Annotated in this window: 15 protein-coding genes and 1 pseudogene; 15 read left to right on the top strand and 1 reads right to left on the bottom strand. The window is 53.4% G+C overall.

Features of this window, described 5'->3' with window-relative positions; all coding sequences use genetic code 11:
- The 9 genes and pseudogenes from L6H65_RS21680 to L6H65_RS26635 all read left to right on the top strand — a co-directional run.
- On the top strand, positions 1-191 hold a 191-nt coding region (locus tag L6H65_RS21680), incomplete at its 5' end, for a hypothetical protein (protein ID WP_236344868.1).
- Positions 158-994 carry a class I SAM-dependent methyltransferase gene (locus tag L6H65_RS21685; protein WP_236344869.1) on the top strand — a complete coding sequence of 279 codons (837 nt, stop codon included), beginning with the start codon at positions 158-160 and terminating at the stop codon, positions 992-994. The genes L6H65_RS21680 and L6H65_RS21685, both read left to right, overlap by 34 nt.
- A 3-nt stretch (positions 995-997) precedes the next feature.
- The gene (gene rfbF, locus L6H65_RS21690) at positions 998-1,774 is read left to right on the top strand and encodes a glucose-1-phosphate cytidylyltransferase (RefSeq protein WP_236344871.1); all 777 of its coding nucleotides are present in this window, start codon (positions 998-1,000) and stop codon (positions 1,772-1,774) included.
- 64 nt (positions 1,775-1,838) lie between these two features.
- Positions 1,839-2,671 (top strand): annotated as a pseudogene (gene rfbG / locus L6H65_RS21695) (CDP-glucose 4,6-dehydratase); the annotation flags it as partial.
- 259 nt (positions 2,672-2,930) lie between these two features.
- Positions 2,931-4,178: a class I SAM-dependent methyltransferase gene (locus L6H65_RS21705; RefSeq protein ID WP_236344874.1), complete on the top strand. Its 1,248-nt coding sequence runs from the start codon at positions 2,931-2,933 to the stop codon at positions 4,176-4,178.
- Positions 4,175-5,929, top strand: a complete 1,755-nt coding sequence (locus tag L6H65_RS21710; RefSeq protein ID WP_236344875.1) for an NAD-dependent epimerase/dehydratase family protein — start codon at positions 4,175-4,177, stop codon at positions 5,927-5,929. Before L6H65_RS21705 ends, L6H65_RS21710 begins: the two co-directional genes overlap by 4 nt.
- Position 5,930: 1 nt before the next feature.
- Positions 5,931-6,854 (top strand): transketolase family protein, encoded by a 924-nt coding sequence (locus L6H65_RS21715; RefSeq protein WP_236344876.1) that lies wholly within the window; start codon positions 5,931-5,933, stop codon positions 6,852-6,854.
- A complete protein-coding gene (locus L6H65_RS21720) occupies positions 6,854-7,615 on the top strand; it encodes a class I SAM-dependent methyltransferase (RefSeq protein ID WP_236344877.1) in 762 nt (253 codons plus the stop codon). The genes L6H65_RS21715 and L6H65_RS21720 overlap by 1 nt, the downstream gene beginning before the upstream one ends.
- 4 nt (positions 7,616-7,619) lie before the next feature.
- A complete protein-coding gene (locus L6H65_RS26635) occupies positions 7,620-9,269 on the top strand; it encodes a glycosyltransferase (RefSeq protein WP_290370463.1) in 1,650 nt (549 codons plus the stop codon).
- 215 nt (positions 9,270-9,484) lie between these two features.
- Here the strand turns inward: L6H65_RS26635 and L6H65_RS21735 are convergent, their stop codons facing one another.
- Positions 9,485-11,938: a basic secretory protein-like protein gene (locus L6H65_RS21735; protein ID WP_236344879.1), complete on the bottom strand. Its 2,454-nt coding sequence runs from the start codon at positions 11,936-11,938 to the stop codon at positions 9,485-9,487.
- 627 nt (positions 11,939-12,565) lie between these two features.
- Here L6H65_RS21735 and L6H65_RS21740 point away from each other — a divergent pair.
- Genes L6H65_RS21740 through L6H65_RS21765 form a run of 6 tightly spaced genes read left to right on the top strand, consistent with a single transcriptional unit; the run spans position 12,566 to position 16,709 of the window.
- Positions 12,566-13,633 (top strand): ABC transporter substrate-binding protein, encoded by a 1,068-nt coding sequence (locus L6H65_RS21740; RefSeq protein WP_371877751.1) that lies wholly within the window; start codon positions 12,566-12,568, stop codon positions 13,631-13,633.
- Between the two features lie 36 nt (positions 13,634-13,669).
- Positions 13,670-13,972: a thiamine-binding protein gene (locus L6H65_RS21745; protein WP_236344880.1), complete on the top strand. Its 303-nt coding sequence runs from the start codon at positions 13,670-13,672 to the stop codon at positions 13,970-13,972.
- Complete coding sequence (locus L6H65_RS21750; protein WP_236344881.1) at positions 13,962-14,729, top strand: ABC transporter permease; 768 nt, start codon at positions 13,962-13,964, stop codon at positions 14,727-14,729. Before L6H65_RS21745 ends, L6H65_RS21750 begins: the two co-directional genes overlap by 11 nt.
- 5 nt (positions 14,730-14,734) lie before the next feature.
- Entirely contained in the window at positions 14,735-15,571 is an 837-nt protein-coding gene (locus L6H65_RS21755) for an ABC transporter ATP-binding protein (RefSeq protein ID WP_236344882.1), read from the top strand.
- Positions 15,537-16,376, top strand: a complete 840-nt coding sequence (locus L6H65_RS21760; RefSeq protein WP_236344883.1) for a TatD family hydrolase — start codon at positions 15,537-15,539, stop codon at positions 16,374-16,376. The genes L6H65_RS21755 and L6H65_RS21760 overlap by 35 nt, the downstream gene beginning before the upstream one ends.
- Complete coding sequence (locus L6H65_RS21765; RefSeq protein ID WP_236344884.1) at positions 16,377-16,709, top strand: hypothetical protein; 333 nt, start codon at positions 16,377-16,379, stop codon at positions 16,707-16,709. It begins immediately after the preceding gene.
- Positions 16,710-16,954: the final 245 nt, after the last annotated feature.

Below are 16,954 nucleotides of genomic sequence, written 5' to 3' on the forward strand. Positions count from 1 at the left end.
CGGTAACGGGGAAGCCGGAGGAAGTGAAATCGAAGAAGGTGAAGAAAGGAAAATCGGGGAAGTCGGAGGAAGCGAAATCGAAGAAGGTGGAGAAAGGGAAATCGGGGAAGCCGGAGCAAGCGAAATCGAGAAGGGTGAAGAAAGAGATATCGGAGAAGTGGGAGAAAAGGATATCGAGGAAGTCGGAGTAAGGGCTGGCAAGGGTGCGAAAGAGAGAACAACCGGTATTCGTTCTGTAACGGAGCAGAATGATGTTTCGTTCACTGGTGAGCGTCTTGTTGTAAACCGTGAGGTCAAGGAGCGGTATCGGGATGTATATGAGGAGCATATGATCAGATATGAGCTGGCGGCTTCGCTCGCAAGCGGCCTTCATGTGCTTGATGCGGCTTGCGGCACAGGCTACGGAGCCGCCATGCTGAGGGCAGCAGGGGCTTCATCAGTGATCGGCGTTGACGTGGACGCAGCATCTGTTGAACGCGCAACCGTTGATTATGGCGCTGACGGCATTTCCTTCCTTGCAGGAGATGTGCTGGCGCTCCCATTCGATGATGGCAGCTTCGATGCTGTCGTGTCGTTTGAGACGATTGAGCATGTGCAGTCGGGAAGCGAGTGGATTCGTGAGTCCGCCCGTGTACTCAAGGAGGGCGGGCGGTTTATCGTGTCGACGCCGAATCGCGCGCTTACGAATGCAGCGAATTATTACGAAGAACAGCCCTTCAACCCGCATCATCGTTTCGAATACCGGACGGCGGAATTGGTCGGCGAGCTGCTGCAGGTCTATGATCTTGAAGCGCTGTACGGACAGAATGTGTATGACGATTCGCAATTCGCGGCAATGCGCTGGCTGCGAGCTGCCAACAATCTGCCTGCGGACCGTATGGAAACGCTGCGTGTCCAGAGCCGTGGGCATTCGCTAGTACCGCTCGCCGAGCTGAAAAGCGGGGAACCGATGTATGTTGTTGCGGTGTGCCGGAAGAAGAGAGCGAGGGGATGATCGGTGAAGGTTGTCATTCTGGCGGGCGGTCTCGGCACTCGCATCAGCGAGGAATCGCATTTGCGCCCCAAGCCGATGATCGAAATTGGCGGACGGCCTATTTTGTGGCATATCATGAAGGGTTTCTCGCATTACGGCTTCAATGATTTTGTAATTTGCCTGGGCTACAAGGGTTATGTAGTCAAGGAATATTTTGCCCATTATATGCTGCATGAATCGGATGTTACCTTTGACTTTACAGGCGGAGCCAATACGATTATTCATCAGCATGCTGCTGAGCCGTGGCGGGTTACGCTGGTTGGAACCGGGGTGGATACGATGACAGGCGGGCGGTTGAAGCGTGCGGCGCCCTATCTGGATCGAGGGCCGTTCATGCTTACTTATGGAGATGGCGTATCAGATATCAATATTCGCGATTTGGTTGCTTTCCATCATGCTCATGGCAAGGAAGCGACTGTAACGGCGGTGCAGCCAAGCGGGCGATTCGGAGCGCTGACGATCAATGATTCGTCTCTGGTGAGCGGCTTTTTTGAAAAGCCAAAGGGTGACGGTTCTTGGGTGAACGGCGGTTTTTTTGTTTTCCAGCCAGAGGTGCTGGAACGCATTGACGGAGATGCCAGCGTGCTGGAGAAGGAGCCGCTTGAGAGCATGGCTGCGGACGGGGAGCTTATGGCCTATGCGCATGGTGGCTTCTGGCAGGCGATGGATACGATGAGGGATCGGTACACGCTTGAGGAGCATTGGAAGACAGGGCGTGCGCCGTGGAATGTGTGGGATTGACGCAACGGCGAGTAGCTGGTTATTGGTTCAGCGGGATCAGAACTGGGAGGTGTGATGCCTCGCTATGAATGCTGCATTCTGGAAGGGGAAGAAGGTATTTATTACCGGCCATACCGGATTTAAAGGCAGCTGGCTATGTATGTGGCTTGGCAGGCTGGGTGCTGAGGTGATTGGATTCAGCAACGGTTTGCCGACTGCGCCGGCGATGCACAGGCTATGCGGCTTGGAGCGGGATGTTCCTTGGGTGCGCGGCGATATTCGGGATGTTGCCGCGCTGAGGCAGCATTTGCGGCAATGGAAGCCTGATCTTATCTTTCATCTGGCGGCACAACCGCTTGTGCTGGCTTCATATGATAATCCTGTAGATACATTCGCGGTCAATGCGATCGGAACGGCAGCACTGCTGGAGGCGGCTCGCGGCGTGAATAGCGTGCAGGCAATCGTTGCAGCAACATCGGACAAATGCTACGCGAACGGCGAATGGACGCGAGGCTATCGCGAATCTGATCCGCTTGGCGGACATGATCCCTATTCCGCGAGCAAGGCATGCGCGGAATTGGTGGTGTCGGCGTTCCGGCGGTCCTATTACGCCGCCGGAGATTCGCCCGCACTGGCTACGGTGCGGGCAGGGAATGTGATCGGCGGCGGCGATTTTGCCGCCGATCGGATCGTGCCCGATTGCGTGCGAGCCGCATTGGGCGGGCACGCTCCTCCGCTTCGGCGAAGCACGAAGCGGGCATCCTGCTGCTCGACAGCAGCAAAGCGCAGTCGAGCCTCGGCTGGCGGCCGTGCTGGGATGCCGCGCACGCGGTAGCGCTCACGGCCGATTGGTATTCCTGCTGGATGCAGGGAACGTCAGTTAGAGAGCTGACGGATGCGCAAATTTCACAATATGAGGCAGCTATGAAGCGGCCGAATGCCGGATCAGAACGGGCTGCTTTGGAGCCGAATCCCGCACTAGAACGAGCTACTTCGGAGCCGAATGCCGGATTAGAACGGAATGCTTCTCTAGAAACGAATCCTGTACTAGAACGGGTTACTTCGGAGCCGAATCCCGCACTAGAACAGAATGCTACTTCGGATCCGATTGCCTCATCAGAGCCCAATGCCGCTGCCTTGGAACATCATGCAGGGGCTGACCAAGGAGGGACGTAGAATGAACGCAGACGAGGAGTTAAGAGCATTGGAGGGGGCGGGGGTGGCGCAATGCAGAGTGTGCGGCTGCAATGAGCTGCGCCGCTGGGTACATCTGCCGCAAATGCCATTCACCGAGGAGCTGCGTTCCGCAGACGATCCGAATCCTGTCTTTCTTGCAGATATTGATGTCTACCTCTGTGCGGGCTGCGGGGCATCTGTGACCACACATGAGCCTCCGTTCGGCGATTATTACGTCGACTATCACTATACAACCTCATCTTCCGGTCTGGCGAGCCGATTCATGGATCGGCTCGCCGAGACGCTTTTTCATCGCTTCAAGCTCCCTCCAGGCTGCCGCGTTCTTGAGGTGGGGTCAGGCGATGGCGCCCAGCTTCAAGCGTTCCAAAGGCGCGGGGCAGTGGTGCTGGGTTTCGAGCCATCCGCGCTGCTTTGCAGGATCAGCCGCACACGGGGCATTCCCGTAATAGAAGGCTTATTCGAAGCAAGCAGCATCAGCTTGCTGCCAGCCGCCTTCGGGCGTGCTGATGTCGTCCTTATGACATATACCTTCGACCATCTGCCCGACCCGTCAGGCGCACTTGCTGCGGCGCATATGTCGCTTCACCCGAATAGCGGCTTGCTCGTATTGGAGGTTCATGATTTGGCGCTCATTGTGCGCCGCCGAGAATATTGTCTGTTTGAGCATGAGCATTTTACTTATTGGACAGCAAATACACTGCGGAAGGCGCTGGCTCGCTGCGGGTTCAAGCTGCTTACGACGGAGCTTCTGCCGGAGCAGGAGCGGAGAGGCAATTCTCTGCTTGTCGTTGCTGCACCGATGGCAGCGCATTACGAGCCTGACCAATCGGCGCTGGATGCAGAGAACCCGATAGAGCTCCGCTACGATGGATTTCAGCATGAGCTGGACAAAGGAATCGCGGCGCTTGACCGCTTCGTTGAACGCGAGGCCGCCGCTGGCCGCAAGATTGCCGGATACGGCGGGGGCGGGCGGGGAGTCATGACGATGGCGGCTATGCGAAGCGCCGCCCTGCTGTCGTACGTATGCGACAGCAATCGCGGGCTTCATGGCACAATAGCGCCGAAATCAAATGTTCCTATCGTCGGCATCGAGATGCTTGCCAGCCATCCAGTCGATACACTGCTCGTATTCAGCTATGGCTACATGGATGAGATTGCAGCAGCCGTACGGGCACAGCCGCATGCGCCTGCGAGAATCATCTCCATGCTGGAGGTGCTGGGCGGATGACAGCGAGCGCAGCTATCAGCCGGGACTCCAGAAGAACCGCCATCGTAACCGGCGCAACAGGCTTTATCGGAGCTGCGCTATGCAGGCAGCTTCTCCAAAAGGGCTGGCGCGTCTATGCGATCATTCGCCCGCAATCTCCTCATTGTGGCCGACTTCCTAAGCATAACGGGCTCATACGGATTGAAGGGGATCTGTCTACGATCGAAGCATGGGGGGCGGCATTACTTGAAGCAGGTGTTCATTTCACCGCCTTCTTTCATCTCGCCTGGAATGGGGTCGGCAGAGATATGCGCAATGATGCGACCCAGCAGCATAACATTGCGCCTGCCGTGGATACGGTTCATCTTGCTCGCAGGCTGAACTGCTCGGTATGGATAGGCGCTGGCTCGCAGGCTGAATACGGCAGGCTGGAGGGACGCGTCACCGAGAAGTTCGAGGCACGGCCAACAACGGCATATGGATTGGCAAAGCTGACTGCTGGACAGGAGGCGCTCGCGCTGTCGGCGTCTATGGGACTTCCCGCATACTGGATGCGGATATTCAGCACCTATGGTCCCGGCGACAATGAAGGCTGGCTGATCGGGGACTGTATCCGCCAGCTGCTTCGCGGGGAGCGCCCGCCATTGACTAAGGGAGAGCAGCGGTGGGATTACCTCTATGTGGATGACGCGGCCGCTGCGCTGCTGTCAGTCGCAGAGCAGAGCGGCGAGCATGCGCCGGGCGTGTACAATCTTGGCTCTGGTCAAAGCCGTACGATAAGGCACATCGTATCCTTGATCAGAGATGAGACAGATAAAGGAATCAAGCTGAAGTTCGGCGAGCTGCCTTACCGAGAGGATCAGGTCATGCATCTGGAAGCGGATATTTCGCCCCTTGCGGCGCTTACTGGCTGGCGTCCGCGAACAACGCTGCGTCAGGGGATTGCGCTTACTGTGAAGGCGGAGCGAGAGCGGTTTGCAGCCGAGCGGCGGCTCGCGGTGAAACGATCCATTGTGACGATGGCCTATGAAGCGGGCGTATCGCATGTAGGCGCAGCATTGTCTGTGGCTGATATTGTCCACACGCTGTATGCGCATATTATGCGGGTCGATCCTGCCAAATCGGATTGGCCGGAGCGCGACAAGTTGGTCTTCAGCAAGGCGCATGGAAGCTCCGCGCTCTATGCGGTGCTGGCCGATCAAGGCTTTTTTCCACAGCATTATCTCAGTCAATATTGTGTAGATGGCGGGGTGCTGCCCGGCCATCTCGACCGGACCAGCGCACCTGGAATCGATGTCTCCGCAGGCTCGCTTGGACATGGATTGCCCATTGCCGTCGGAATGGCCCTGGCGGAGCGGACAGCAGGGCGGCCGGGCCGGGTATTTGCCATTCTCGGTGATGGGGAATGCAATGAAGGCGCTGTATGGGAGGCGGCAATGCTTGCATCCTCCCTGTCGCTGGGCAATCTGACGGTCATTGTCGATTGCAATGGCCTTCAAGGCTTTGATACGACAGAGAAGCTGATGCCGCAGAGCAGCCTTGCTGCCAAATGGCAGGCATTCGGCTGGGAGACGGTGGAGCTTGACGGACATGATCCAGCTTTGATGATCGAAGCTTTGCAGACTCCCTCTTGTAAACCATCAGTAATTCTGGCCTTAACCATCAAAGGCTGCGGCGTCGATTTCATGGAGGACCGTCTGGAATGGCATTATAAATCGCCGAGCAGGGAGCAGTGGGAATCGGCCATGCGGCAGCTTGGAGGGATTACATGACATGCGCAGCGCTTTTATTGAAACGCTCCTGGAACGGGCGCGGACCGACAAGCGTATCGTTGTCGTAACGCCTGATCTTGGCTTCTCTGTTCTGGAGCCCTTCAAGGAGGCATTTCCCGAACGCTTCATTAATGCAGGCATCGCAGAGCAGAGCGCGGTAGGGGTAGCCTCCGGTCTTGCGCTGGGAGGCTTCGTCCCTTATGTGTACAGCATCATTCCTTTTGCCGTCATGAGATGTTATGAGCAAATTCGCGTCGATGCCGCCTACATGAAGCTGCCGGTTCGCATAGTTGGCGTCGGGGCAGGTCTTACTTATGGAGCTCAAGGTGCGACGCATCATGCTCTGGAGGATGTGGCGCTAATGCGGGCCCTGCCCAATATGACGGTGTGCAGTCCCGGCGATCCGATCGAGACACGGCTCTTGACGAGAGCGAGCTTCGATATGCCCGGTCCGATGTATATTCGGCTAGGCAAGAACGGGGAGCGGGCACTTCACAGTCAGGGAGAACAGCCGGATTGCAGGAAAATAATTCAAATCATAGCTGGAGAACAGCTTGCGGTGCTGGCAACAGGTCCAGCTCTCGCATTGGCCTCCGACTGGGTCCAGCGATTGCGGGGCGAATCGGCTCCACTTGGAGCGGCGCTGATGAGTGTGCCTACGATCAAGCCGCTGGATACTGAGACAGTCAGCCGACTTGTCCGGCTCGGCCGCCCTATTATTACAATTGAAGAGCATAGCAGGATTGGCGGTCTGGGCAGCGCTGTAGCGGAGTGGATAGCGGAGAACGGAGCTGCGGTTCCCTTCAAACGAATGGGACTGCCCGACTCCTTCATGCATGACGTAGGAAGCCAGTCGTATTTGCGCGAGCGAGCAGGGCTGACCTATGAAGCCTTTTATGAAACGGTTAAAGGAGTGATGTCGTAATGTCGGAGTCGTTTCGTCCGATGGGGATGATCAGCAAGCATCACAGTGAAAGCGATTTTGAGGCGTATCGTTTGACGGAGGAAGCTTTTGTTGCGTCTGGACTCTCCATCTTCAACAAGCTGGAGGCCTTCCCGCGTTTTGCTACCAAACGGAGTCTGTCCCGCTTCTTATGCCGGTATGAAATATACAAGGGAATTGCGGGTATAAACGGTTCCATCGTCGAATGCGGCGTTTTCAATGGCGGAGGTCTGTTTACCTGGGCGCAGCTTGCCAATATTTTCGAGCCTGCCAATCATACGCGCAAAATTGTCGGCTTTGACACGTTTGCAGGCTTTCCTTCCCTGAGCGGTGAGGATGAGGAGCCGGATAAGGAATTCAAAGCTGGCGATCTGCAGGGCGAGACACTGGAAAATCTGCAGCTGTCTGCGGCAAAATATACAGCGGAGCGCTATCTGTCGCATATTCCGAATATGGAGCTTGTACAGGGTGATTTTATGCAAACAGGACCAAGCTTCATCGATCAGAACAAGCATATGCTTGTGGCGCTGCTGTATTTGGATTTTGATCTGTACGAGCCGACGCGCAAAGCGATTGAGCTGTTTCTGCCACGGATGGGCAAAGGAGCTGTCATTTGCTTCGATGAGCTGAATTGCGCCTCATTTCCTGGTGAAACGACAGCGCTGCTGGAGATGCTTCCCATACGAAACGTATCTATTGAACGGTTTCCCACCGATCCGTGGATATCGTATATCCGGCTGTGATCCCATGAACGAGCAGCAGCCGCAGGAGCGGCGGGATCGTTCTACCGGGGAGTCGGAGCAGATAGAGCATCGGCAGCAGACAGAGCAAACAAAGCAGTCAGAGCATCAGTCTGTGCATCAAATGCATCAGCAGCCTGAGAAGGAAGAGCAATCGGAGCCTTCCAATGCGATGGATGAAGCGGCGGTTCTGGACCAGCCTCAGCAGCCTCGCTTTCATCATATTGGGGACCATACAATGATCGAAGGGGGCTGTCAGTTTCACGGCGCGGAGGAAATGAGCATCGGTTCGCATGTTTTCGTGCGTAGCGGCGCTTGGTTTAATATTGCCTCCGAAGTGACAGGCGAGCGCCCGAAAATTATGATCGGGGACGGCTGTCAATTCAATAAAGGCGTTTCTATATCCGCCTTTAATCTTGTTATTATTGAAAGATTCGCGGGAATCGGACACAATAGCTACATTTCGGACGCTGGGCATGAGTACAGGAAGGTTGGAGTGCCGTTTCTGTATCAGGGAATTATCGGCGGGAAGCCGACGATCATCGGGGAAGGGGTTTTCGTTGGGGCGAACTGCATCATTTCGGGCGGAGGCATTACAATCGGCAAAGGCTCGGTAATCGGGGCGAACAGTGTTGTCACAAGAGACATTCCTGATTACAGCGTAGCCGTCGGGTCGCCAGCGCGGGTCATCAGGATGTTCGATACAGTCGCAAATGATTGGATCAAGGTGAACAGTCCGGCAGAGACGGCAGAGGTGCTGAGAAGACGGCGTGAGCAGCCGCTATTGTCTATCTGCATTCCGACCTTCAATCGCGCGAAAGATCTGGAGCGCTGCCTCTACAGCATCTACAGCCAGATTGGGGACTGCTCACTGATCGAGGTGATCGTATCTGACAATGCCTCCTCGGACGGAACAGAAGAGGTCATTCGCAAATACGGAAAGATTCATTCCAGCTTAAGATACTGGCGGAACGAGAGCAATATCGGTGCGGAACGAAATATTCTGAAGCTGCTGGATGAAGCGCGAGGCATCTATGTGAAGCTGCAGGGCGATGATGACTTCTTCGTCGATTTCTCGGTCCTGTCGCTGCTGAATATCGTTCAGACGAATATGGAGTGCGGACTGTTCTATATTAATGTGCTGGATAACAGCCTGAAAGTGGAGCAGCATGAGGGAATGGCTGCCTTTGTCCGTACAACCTCCATCGCTTCGGGTTTTATCTCTGCTATTATTCTGCGACGAGATGCTTACAACAAAATTGCCGATAAATCCCGGTTCCTTGATTCAGGCTTCAATCATCTTTATTTGCAGTATGAAATATTGCGCCAGCAGCCCCGCTTCGCTGTCATCCACAAAGCGATGTTCAGCTATGCCTACAATCCGCCAGCAGGCTACAATCTCGCCGATTATTGCATTGTCGGCTACTTGTCGATTCTGAACAATTATCGCGATGCCGAGCTTGGAGAGGACGATATTCGCGAGGAAAAGAAGACGATGCTGACCCATTTTCTGCTGCCCTGGTATAAAAAAATTGTCGAGGAGAGGCTTGGCACTGATGTGAGCGGCTTTGAGGAGAAATTCACCGCCTACTACAAGGACGAACCCTACTATGAGGAGGCATTGGACTGGATACGCAGCATTCCTCTTTCAGATTAACCAAGCTCTTTAGCGCACCTGATACATGCCGGGCGCATTCGCTACGGCGTACAATGCAACCCGTGCACAGGGAGCTGTTATACTGCTAAGAGCTTTGAAAGATCTTGATTTTGTAGATTAAGCGGAATAGATGACAAAGGACCGTCCCCAAGAGCAGTGATGCTCGCGGGTTCGGTCCTTTGCTAGTTCTGCTTCATTCGTTTAACTCATTCGTTTTATTGATCCTTCCAGCGCTCCACGGAGACATTCACGGTCTGCGGGCCACCGGTCGTTGTGAGCGTCCGGTCAGGGCGGTCCGATCCGCTGCTGTATACTTCGACGGATGCCCATGAGCCTTTGGTTAATTTGTACTGGATGGACGTGGATGCTGCGATGTTGAGTGTGATGCTGTACGTGCCATTCGTATTTTTGGTCATCTTGTAGCTCGCATCATTCGGATTCCAGCCGTTCAGGCTGGAGACCAGATAGACATCCGCACTGACTGGCGTATTCGACGGGACTGTTGCGACAAGGGTTAAGCTGTCGACTTGCGGCTGCGGCACGCCTTGCGTGATCGCACCTCCTGTGAAGGTCCAGGTCCCTGCAGTGAAACGATAGTTCTGGCCGTTATTGTTGTCCCAGGTTCCATTGCCATTGTTGAAGACAGCCGTCAGGCCTGCTGCTGAACCCAGATTGATCGTAATTTTGTTGTAGCCGTTTACTTCGGAAGCGGCAATTGCTGTTCCCGGGGCAGTCGTCCAGGAACCGCCGTCCACTTGATAGTGAATATATGGCGTTGCGAAGGCGCGCTTGTAATAGATCGTTGCTGTTTGGCTGCTCGTCGGGTTCGTCGTTACCGTAAGTGCAGCGCTTGCCGCCGACACATTGCCGGCAGCATCCTTAGCCTTAACCGCAAAGCTGTACGCTGTAGCCGCTGTTAATCCCGTCGCTGTATAAGTGGTGCCCGTCGCTGAATCGATCTTCACGTTATCACGATAGATGTCATAACCTGTCACGCCGACATTATCGGTTGAGGCTGTCCAGGACAGGCTCGTCGTTGTATCCGTATGAGCAGGAGAAACAAGTGCTGTTGGCGCTGTCGGAGCCTGTACATCCAACCCTTGGTATTCATTCCATAAGGTGTTTACTTGAATTCCCGTAATGGTCTGGAATGCGTCCGGCGTCCAGTTGACCCCGTCGAACGGACTCAGACTGGCGTTGATGTCGCGGAGAAATCCCGGATGCTTATGCTCACTGATCCATCGCAGGAAGTTGCCTGTTACCCCATAGCTGCCCTGCCAATTTCCTCCCAGCGTCTGCTGATGGTAACGATCATGATAACCGACCTCGAAACGTACCGCGTCGGCCATTCCTTCCACCATATAGCCAATCTCACCGTAGCGGCTGTCATCCAACTGATAGGCATGGGTCAGCTCATGGTAGAGAATGCCGATAATTTCCTCTCTGAGCGGCTGGCCGGAGTCATAATAGCTTTTGAGATATCTGGAGGAGAAACCGATGTGAGCCTCGGTCGAGCTGCCGCTCTTCCATGCGACGCCCGGCTCATCCACAATTTTGATGACAATCTTTTGGAGATCGAAAGGCAGTTCGCCCGGGTTCGCATAAAGAATGCTCACGAGCTCGCGCACAATTGCTTTAACATGTTGCTCTGGATTGGGCAGTGCTTGCTCGAACAGATAACCGTTGCCAGCAGTGTCCAGGTTCTGAACTTCTACGACCGGATTAACGAGATGCCAGCTGTCATTGACAAGGGAGAACTCTACTTCTCCTACCTGCAGGATGGACCCGCTGTTGTTCTGCAGCTCCAGCTTGTAATATTGGTAAGCAGTGTTATGGCTTAGCAAATAATGATTGCGCTGATGCCGTTTAATGAAATTTTCATTGGTTTTGGTGTCGATGTCAGTCCACTGGGTGCCGTCATTGGAGCCCTTCAGCGTCCACTGCTTAGGGTCCCGCTCTTCCGCATCATTGGCAGCAGCGATGGCATATCCGTCGATCGTGACGGGGGTGCCGTAATCGAACTGCAGCCAGCCGCTGTTCTGGAAAGTCAGCCATTTGGTCGTGCTGGTGCCGTCTACTGCCTTCTCTTTGGATTCATTAGGCGCATTCTCCCCGCTTGCGGTAACAGTTGGGTGAATGGTCGTATATGGTGTTCCGTCATAAAGCTTGATCTCCGCCAGCTGGAGGATGGTCCCGCTATTGTTGGCAAGCTCCAGCTTATAGTAGCTGTAGGCCGTTGCATTTGTGAAGGTGAAGGACAAGGTCTTGTACCGATAGTCAAAATCCACATTTTGCCGCGTGTCCAGCGTTGTCCAACTCGTGCCGTCATTCGAGGCTTTCAAAGTCCAATTGAGCGGATCTCTTTCTGGACTGTCATCTGCCGCAGTGATGGAGTAGCTGTTGATAGCATAGGCCTGATTGCCGGCAAATTGATATTGAATCCAGGCGTTTTCGGAGAACACCAGCCACTTGGAATAGGGGTCGTTGTCAAATGCCTTTTCCTTGCCCTCAAAATCCGGACTTTGGTCACTGCTTACCGAAATCGTTCCTCCTTCGGTTCGATCAATACTCCCGCTTGTTGTCGTCGTCGCTGCCTCGGCAGTTCCTTGACTGGACAATAAGCTCACACTAATAAACACCGCCAATGCCATTAACCAAATTCTTCTCATTTCTACAACACTCCATTCTCCTATTTACTATTTTTTACGTATATACCAACGTTGTGATCATATAGTAGCACTAAGCCTATATAATAACTAGTATTTTAATAGTAAATATAAAAAGGTTTAAATTGGACGAGAAAAAATTATTCATCAAAATGACATATTGACAGGTGCTATAAGATTGAAATCGACATGTTGACCGTCTTTTTAGCTATCGGCATATCCGTTTTAGTTGGGTTACTATCCAGCATTTTACCAGCGAGTGCGGCAGCAAATATGAATTAGATTTCCGTTGTTGCTATATTGCGTAATTAGGTGTAGAATTTCTGATGAAGTAGGATGTGCGACAATTGAATATGAAACTACGGGAGCTTGGGGACACATACTAGGCTGAGAGGGAAACAGAATCCGTTTCCGACCGATGACCTGATCTGGATAATGCCAGCGTAGGAATCGCGTTGTAGCTGTACCGATTGCTTCTTCCTAGTAAGGGGGCTGCCAGACGGGACAGAATGACATCACAATGCCAAGCGTCTTCCTTATGCGGAGGACGCTTTTTCTTATTGTAGGGAACAGCAGGGGATCATCAGCATTGTCGCTCATCTTGTAAACAATGAGAGGAGCATGTGCATCATGAAGGGAAACAAATCGTTTGCAATGGCACGATGGGGAATCATATGTATCGTCGCCCTGCTCGCGCTGTCTGGCTGCGGAGCGAATAAGGAGGGCAATGAGCCGAAGAACAACGCTGCGGGAAACACTGGCGGCAGCAATGAAGAGCAAACGGCGGACAAGCCTCTGACAAAGGTTAAAGTGGTGCTGGACTGGACGCCGAACACGAACCATACTGGCCTCTATGTGGCACGGGACAATGGTTTCTTCAAGGCTCATGGACTGGATGTCGAAATTATATCTCCGGGAGATGCCGGTGCGGATACAATGGTCGCTACGGGTGCAGCTGACTTTGGCGTCAGCTATCAGGAGGGGATTACGCAGGCGAGGATTCAGGGCGTTCCGCTCGTATCGATCGCGGCTGTCATCCAGCATAACACCTCCGGCTTTGCTTCTCCGGCAGCCAAAAATATTAATTCTCCCAAAGACTTTGAAGGCAAAGCCTATGGCGGCTGGGGTTCTCCGGTCGAAGAGGCGGTAATCGGCTCGCTCATGCAGGAGCAAGGTGCTGATGTGAAGAAGGTAGATATCGTCAGCATTGGCGATGCGGATTTCTTCACTGCAGTTGAGCGGGACATTGACTTCGCATGGATCTACTATGCATGGACAGGCGTGGAAGCGGAGCTTCGCGGAGAGAAGATTAATATGCTTTATTTGACCGATTATACGGATAAGCTTGATTATTACACGCCTGTGCTCGCGACGAACGAGAATATGATTGCAACGAAGAGCGATATTGTCAAAGCCTTTGTTGCAGGCGCTGCAGAAGGCTATCAATTCGCGATCGACAAGCCCGAGGAGGCGGCTGAGGTGCTGATCAAGGCCGTGCCTGATCTGGATGCTGCGCTAGTAAAGGCGAGCCAGAAGTGGCTCAGCCCGCGTTATCAGGACGATGCAAAGCGTTGGGGCGAGCAGAAGCTGGAAGTATGGACGAACTACGCGGACTGGATGTACGAGCATAAGCTTCTTGACAAGGAGCTGGATGCGGAGAAAGCATTCACGAACGATTTTCTGCCAGCAGCCCAATAAGGGACAAATTCATCATAAGAAGGAGTTAACATACCAATGGCAAACACACTTCTAAGTATACAGATCATTCCCCATACACCGGATGGTTCGAGCGTTATCCCCTATGTAGACCGGGCGATTGATATTATTAAAGCTTCAGGCGTACCCTATCGTGTAGCGCCGCTTGAAACGACGATGGAGGGCGAGCTGGGACAACTGCTTGCAATCGTGCAGGAGATGAACGAGGCGATGAGCGATATGGGCTGCCCATCGATTATTTCACAGATTAAGGTGTACCACAATCCGGTGAATGGGGCATCAATGGACCGTCTGCTGGAGAAATACCCTGATGGTCAATAAACTTCTGAAACTATGGCCGCCATTGGCGGTGCTGGCAATTGTAGTGCTGGGCTGGCAGGCTGCAGTCGTCCTGTTCGGAACGAAGGAATATGTGCTGCCATCGCCTCTAGTCATTGCTTCAACTGTCATGAAGGAAGCGCCGCGTCTGCTGGAGCATACATCGGCGACTCTTGGCATTACATTGCTTGGCTTTATATTTGGAGCGGCGGCGGGCTTCTTGCTCGCCGCTTTGCTGCATCTTATTCCAGGAGCCAAGGCAGGCTTCTACCCGCTGCTGGTTCTGACTCAGAACGTGCCTGTTATGGCGCTTGGCCCGCTGCTCGTTATTTGGTTTGGCTTCGGACTCATGCCCAAAATCATACTGCTTACGATAGTATGCTTCTTTCCGATCTCGGTCGCGATGCTGACAGGGCTGACCAAGAGCGATCCGAAGCTGCTCAGCTATATGAGAATGATCGGGGCTTCCAAATCCCAGCTCTTCTGGCGCTTGGAGCTTCCGCATGCGATTCCGTACCTGTTCTCAGGACTGAAAATAGCGGCATCCTACAGCGTTATTAGCGCCATTTATGCGGAAACGATAGGCGGGAGCGAAGGGCTGGGCGTCTATATGCGGCTATCTATGCGCGGCTGGCAGACAGCCAATATGTTCGCCGCAATCGCTGTCGTCATTACGCTTAGTCTTGTTCTGTTCGGTATTATATTCGCTCTTGAACGACTGTTTCTAAGAGGAACAGCACGCAGCAGCAAAGGGGAGTGAGCATCATGCGGCTGGCTTTGGAAATTGATGCTGTATCCAAAATATTCCCTGGAGAAGGGAATGCAGCGCCCAAATTTGTACTCGATCGATTAAGCTTCAATATTAAGGACGGCGAGTTTGTCACGCTGCTCGGACCGTCAGGAAGCGGTAAAACAACGCTGTTCCATATCATAGGCGGACTGGAGCAGCCAACGACGGGCGATATTCGGCTGTATGGCGAAAGCACACTCGGCAAACGAGGAGAGATCGCGTATATGCCGCAGCAGGCGTCTCTCATGCCATGGCTGACTGTTGCCCGCAATATTGAGCTGGCGCTCGATATTGCTGGTGTAGGGCGCAAAGAGGCGAGGACGCTGTCGCGAGATTGGCTGGAACGGGTTGGTCTTGCCGAGGTTGGAGATGCGTATCCGCATGTTCTGTCAGGCGGCATGCAGCAGCGTGTTTCTTTTCTGCGAGCGCTGCTGTCGCCGCAGCCGCTCATGTGCCTTGATGAGCCGTTCGGGGCATTGGACGCATTAACGAGAATGCAGATGCAGACATGGCTGCTATCGCTCTGGGAGCAGCATCGCCGGTCTGTTCTGTTCGTGACGCACAGTATTGAAGAAGCGCTGCTTCTGTCCGATCGGATCATCGTACTGTCAGCCTCTCCAGCCGCCATCGTTCGCGAGGTGGAGGTGCCCTTCCCAAGACCGCGAGGCGAGCTGATCTGGAGTGATCCGCTATTCAATGCGCTGAAGCGGGAAATTTACGAATTGCTAAGACCTGCTGAGCTGAATGCCGGAGGAGAGAAGAAGGAGGGGGGCGCCGATGGGAAGCTTAGAGAGCCCTATTCGGTGGGTTGACGCCCATCTGCATGTTGATCTATACGAGGAAAAACGAAGAGAGTCGATGCTGAAGGAAGCATTCGCTGCCGGTGTCGCTGCTGTTGTAGCGGTATCCATGGATCTTGCCTCCAGCAGAAGCAACAGAGCGCTGTCGCTGCGCCACCCTGGACAGGTAATGCCTGCTTACGGATTTCATCCCGAACAGGCTTTGCCAGATGCAGAAACGCTGGAGCAGTTGTTCAACTGGCTGGATGATCGTCTGCGTGCTGGAGAGCATTTTGCCATTGGCGAGGTCGGGCTCCCCTATTATTCGCGGATGGAAGCGAAAGAGAAGGGAGCTTCCTTTGACGAGGAGCCCTACATTCGGCTTCTGGAACGGTTCGTGAAGCTTGCTGCTGAAACGAAGCTGCCCATTGTGCTTCATGCGGTCTACGAGGATGCGGATGGGGTATGCGACCTGCTTGAGCGGCATGACGTTAGACGCGCTCATTTCCATTGGTTCAAAGGCTCAGCGTCCACGGTTGAACGTATGGCGAGAGCCGGATTCTTTATTTCCATAACACCTGATGTTGTGTATGAGCCGGAGATTCAGCAGCTTGTCAGGGACTATCCCCTGGAGCTGATGATGACTGAGACGGATGGCCCATGGCCGTTCGAAGGTCCTTTTAACGGGAGAGAGACTCATCCAATGATGGTGCAGGACGTAGCTGCGGCCATTGCGGAATTGAAAGGAATCGCTGTAGAGCAGGCGGAAATTCAACTGCTGAACAATGCTGCTACTTGCTACCGTTTACCGAAATTGCAGCCGTGCAAAGGGGAGTAGATGTTGGAAGAATCATTTCGCGATGGGAAACCCAATGTCATTACACTATGCGGTTCAACAAAGTTCAAAGGGCCATTTGAAGAGGCGATGGCTGATTTGACTTTGAAGGGAAATATCGTAATTGGCGTAGCGTTCTTCGAGCAAAGCGATCAGATTGAAATAACAGAAGAACAGGCCGCGCTATTGGGAAGACTTCACTTTCACAAAATTGATATGTCCGATGAAATTTATGTTATAAATGTGAATGGATATGTTGGTCAAAGCACCAGACAAGAGATTGAATATGCTGCCCGCGCAGGCAAGAAAATATCATACCTCGAACCAGTGAATTAGAACGGCCTGAAGTGAGGCAACTCCTGCATGATTAAGCTTGTATTGCCCTCAACCCATGACAAGCGATGTCATGGGTTTTTGCTGCTGCCTTGCTTATTTGCGCAGGATATTGCTCAATGGGAATATGCTTGTAGACTAGAAAGTAGACACGCTGTATCAGCGACCTGTTACAATAAAAACAAATGAAAAGGTCGAGGTGTGTCATGGGCGATATCCGTCAGCATTTTGATGAAGAGTTCAAGCGT

Origin of the sequence: Paenibacillus plantiphilus (assembly GCF_927798095.1) — a bacterium.
Classification (GTDB): domain Bacteria; phylum Bacillota; class Bacilli; order Paenibacillales; family Paenibacillaceae; genus Paenibacillus_Z; species Paenibacillus_Z plantiphilus.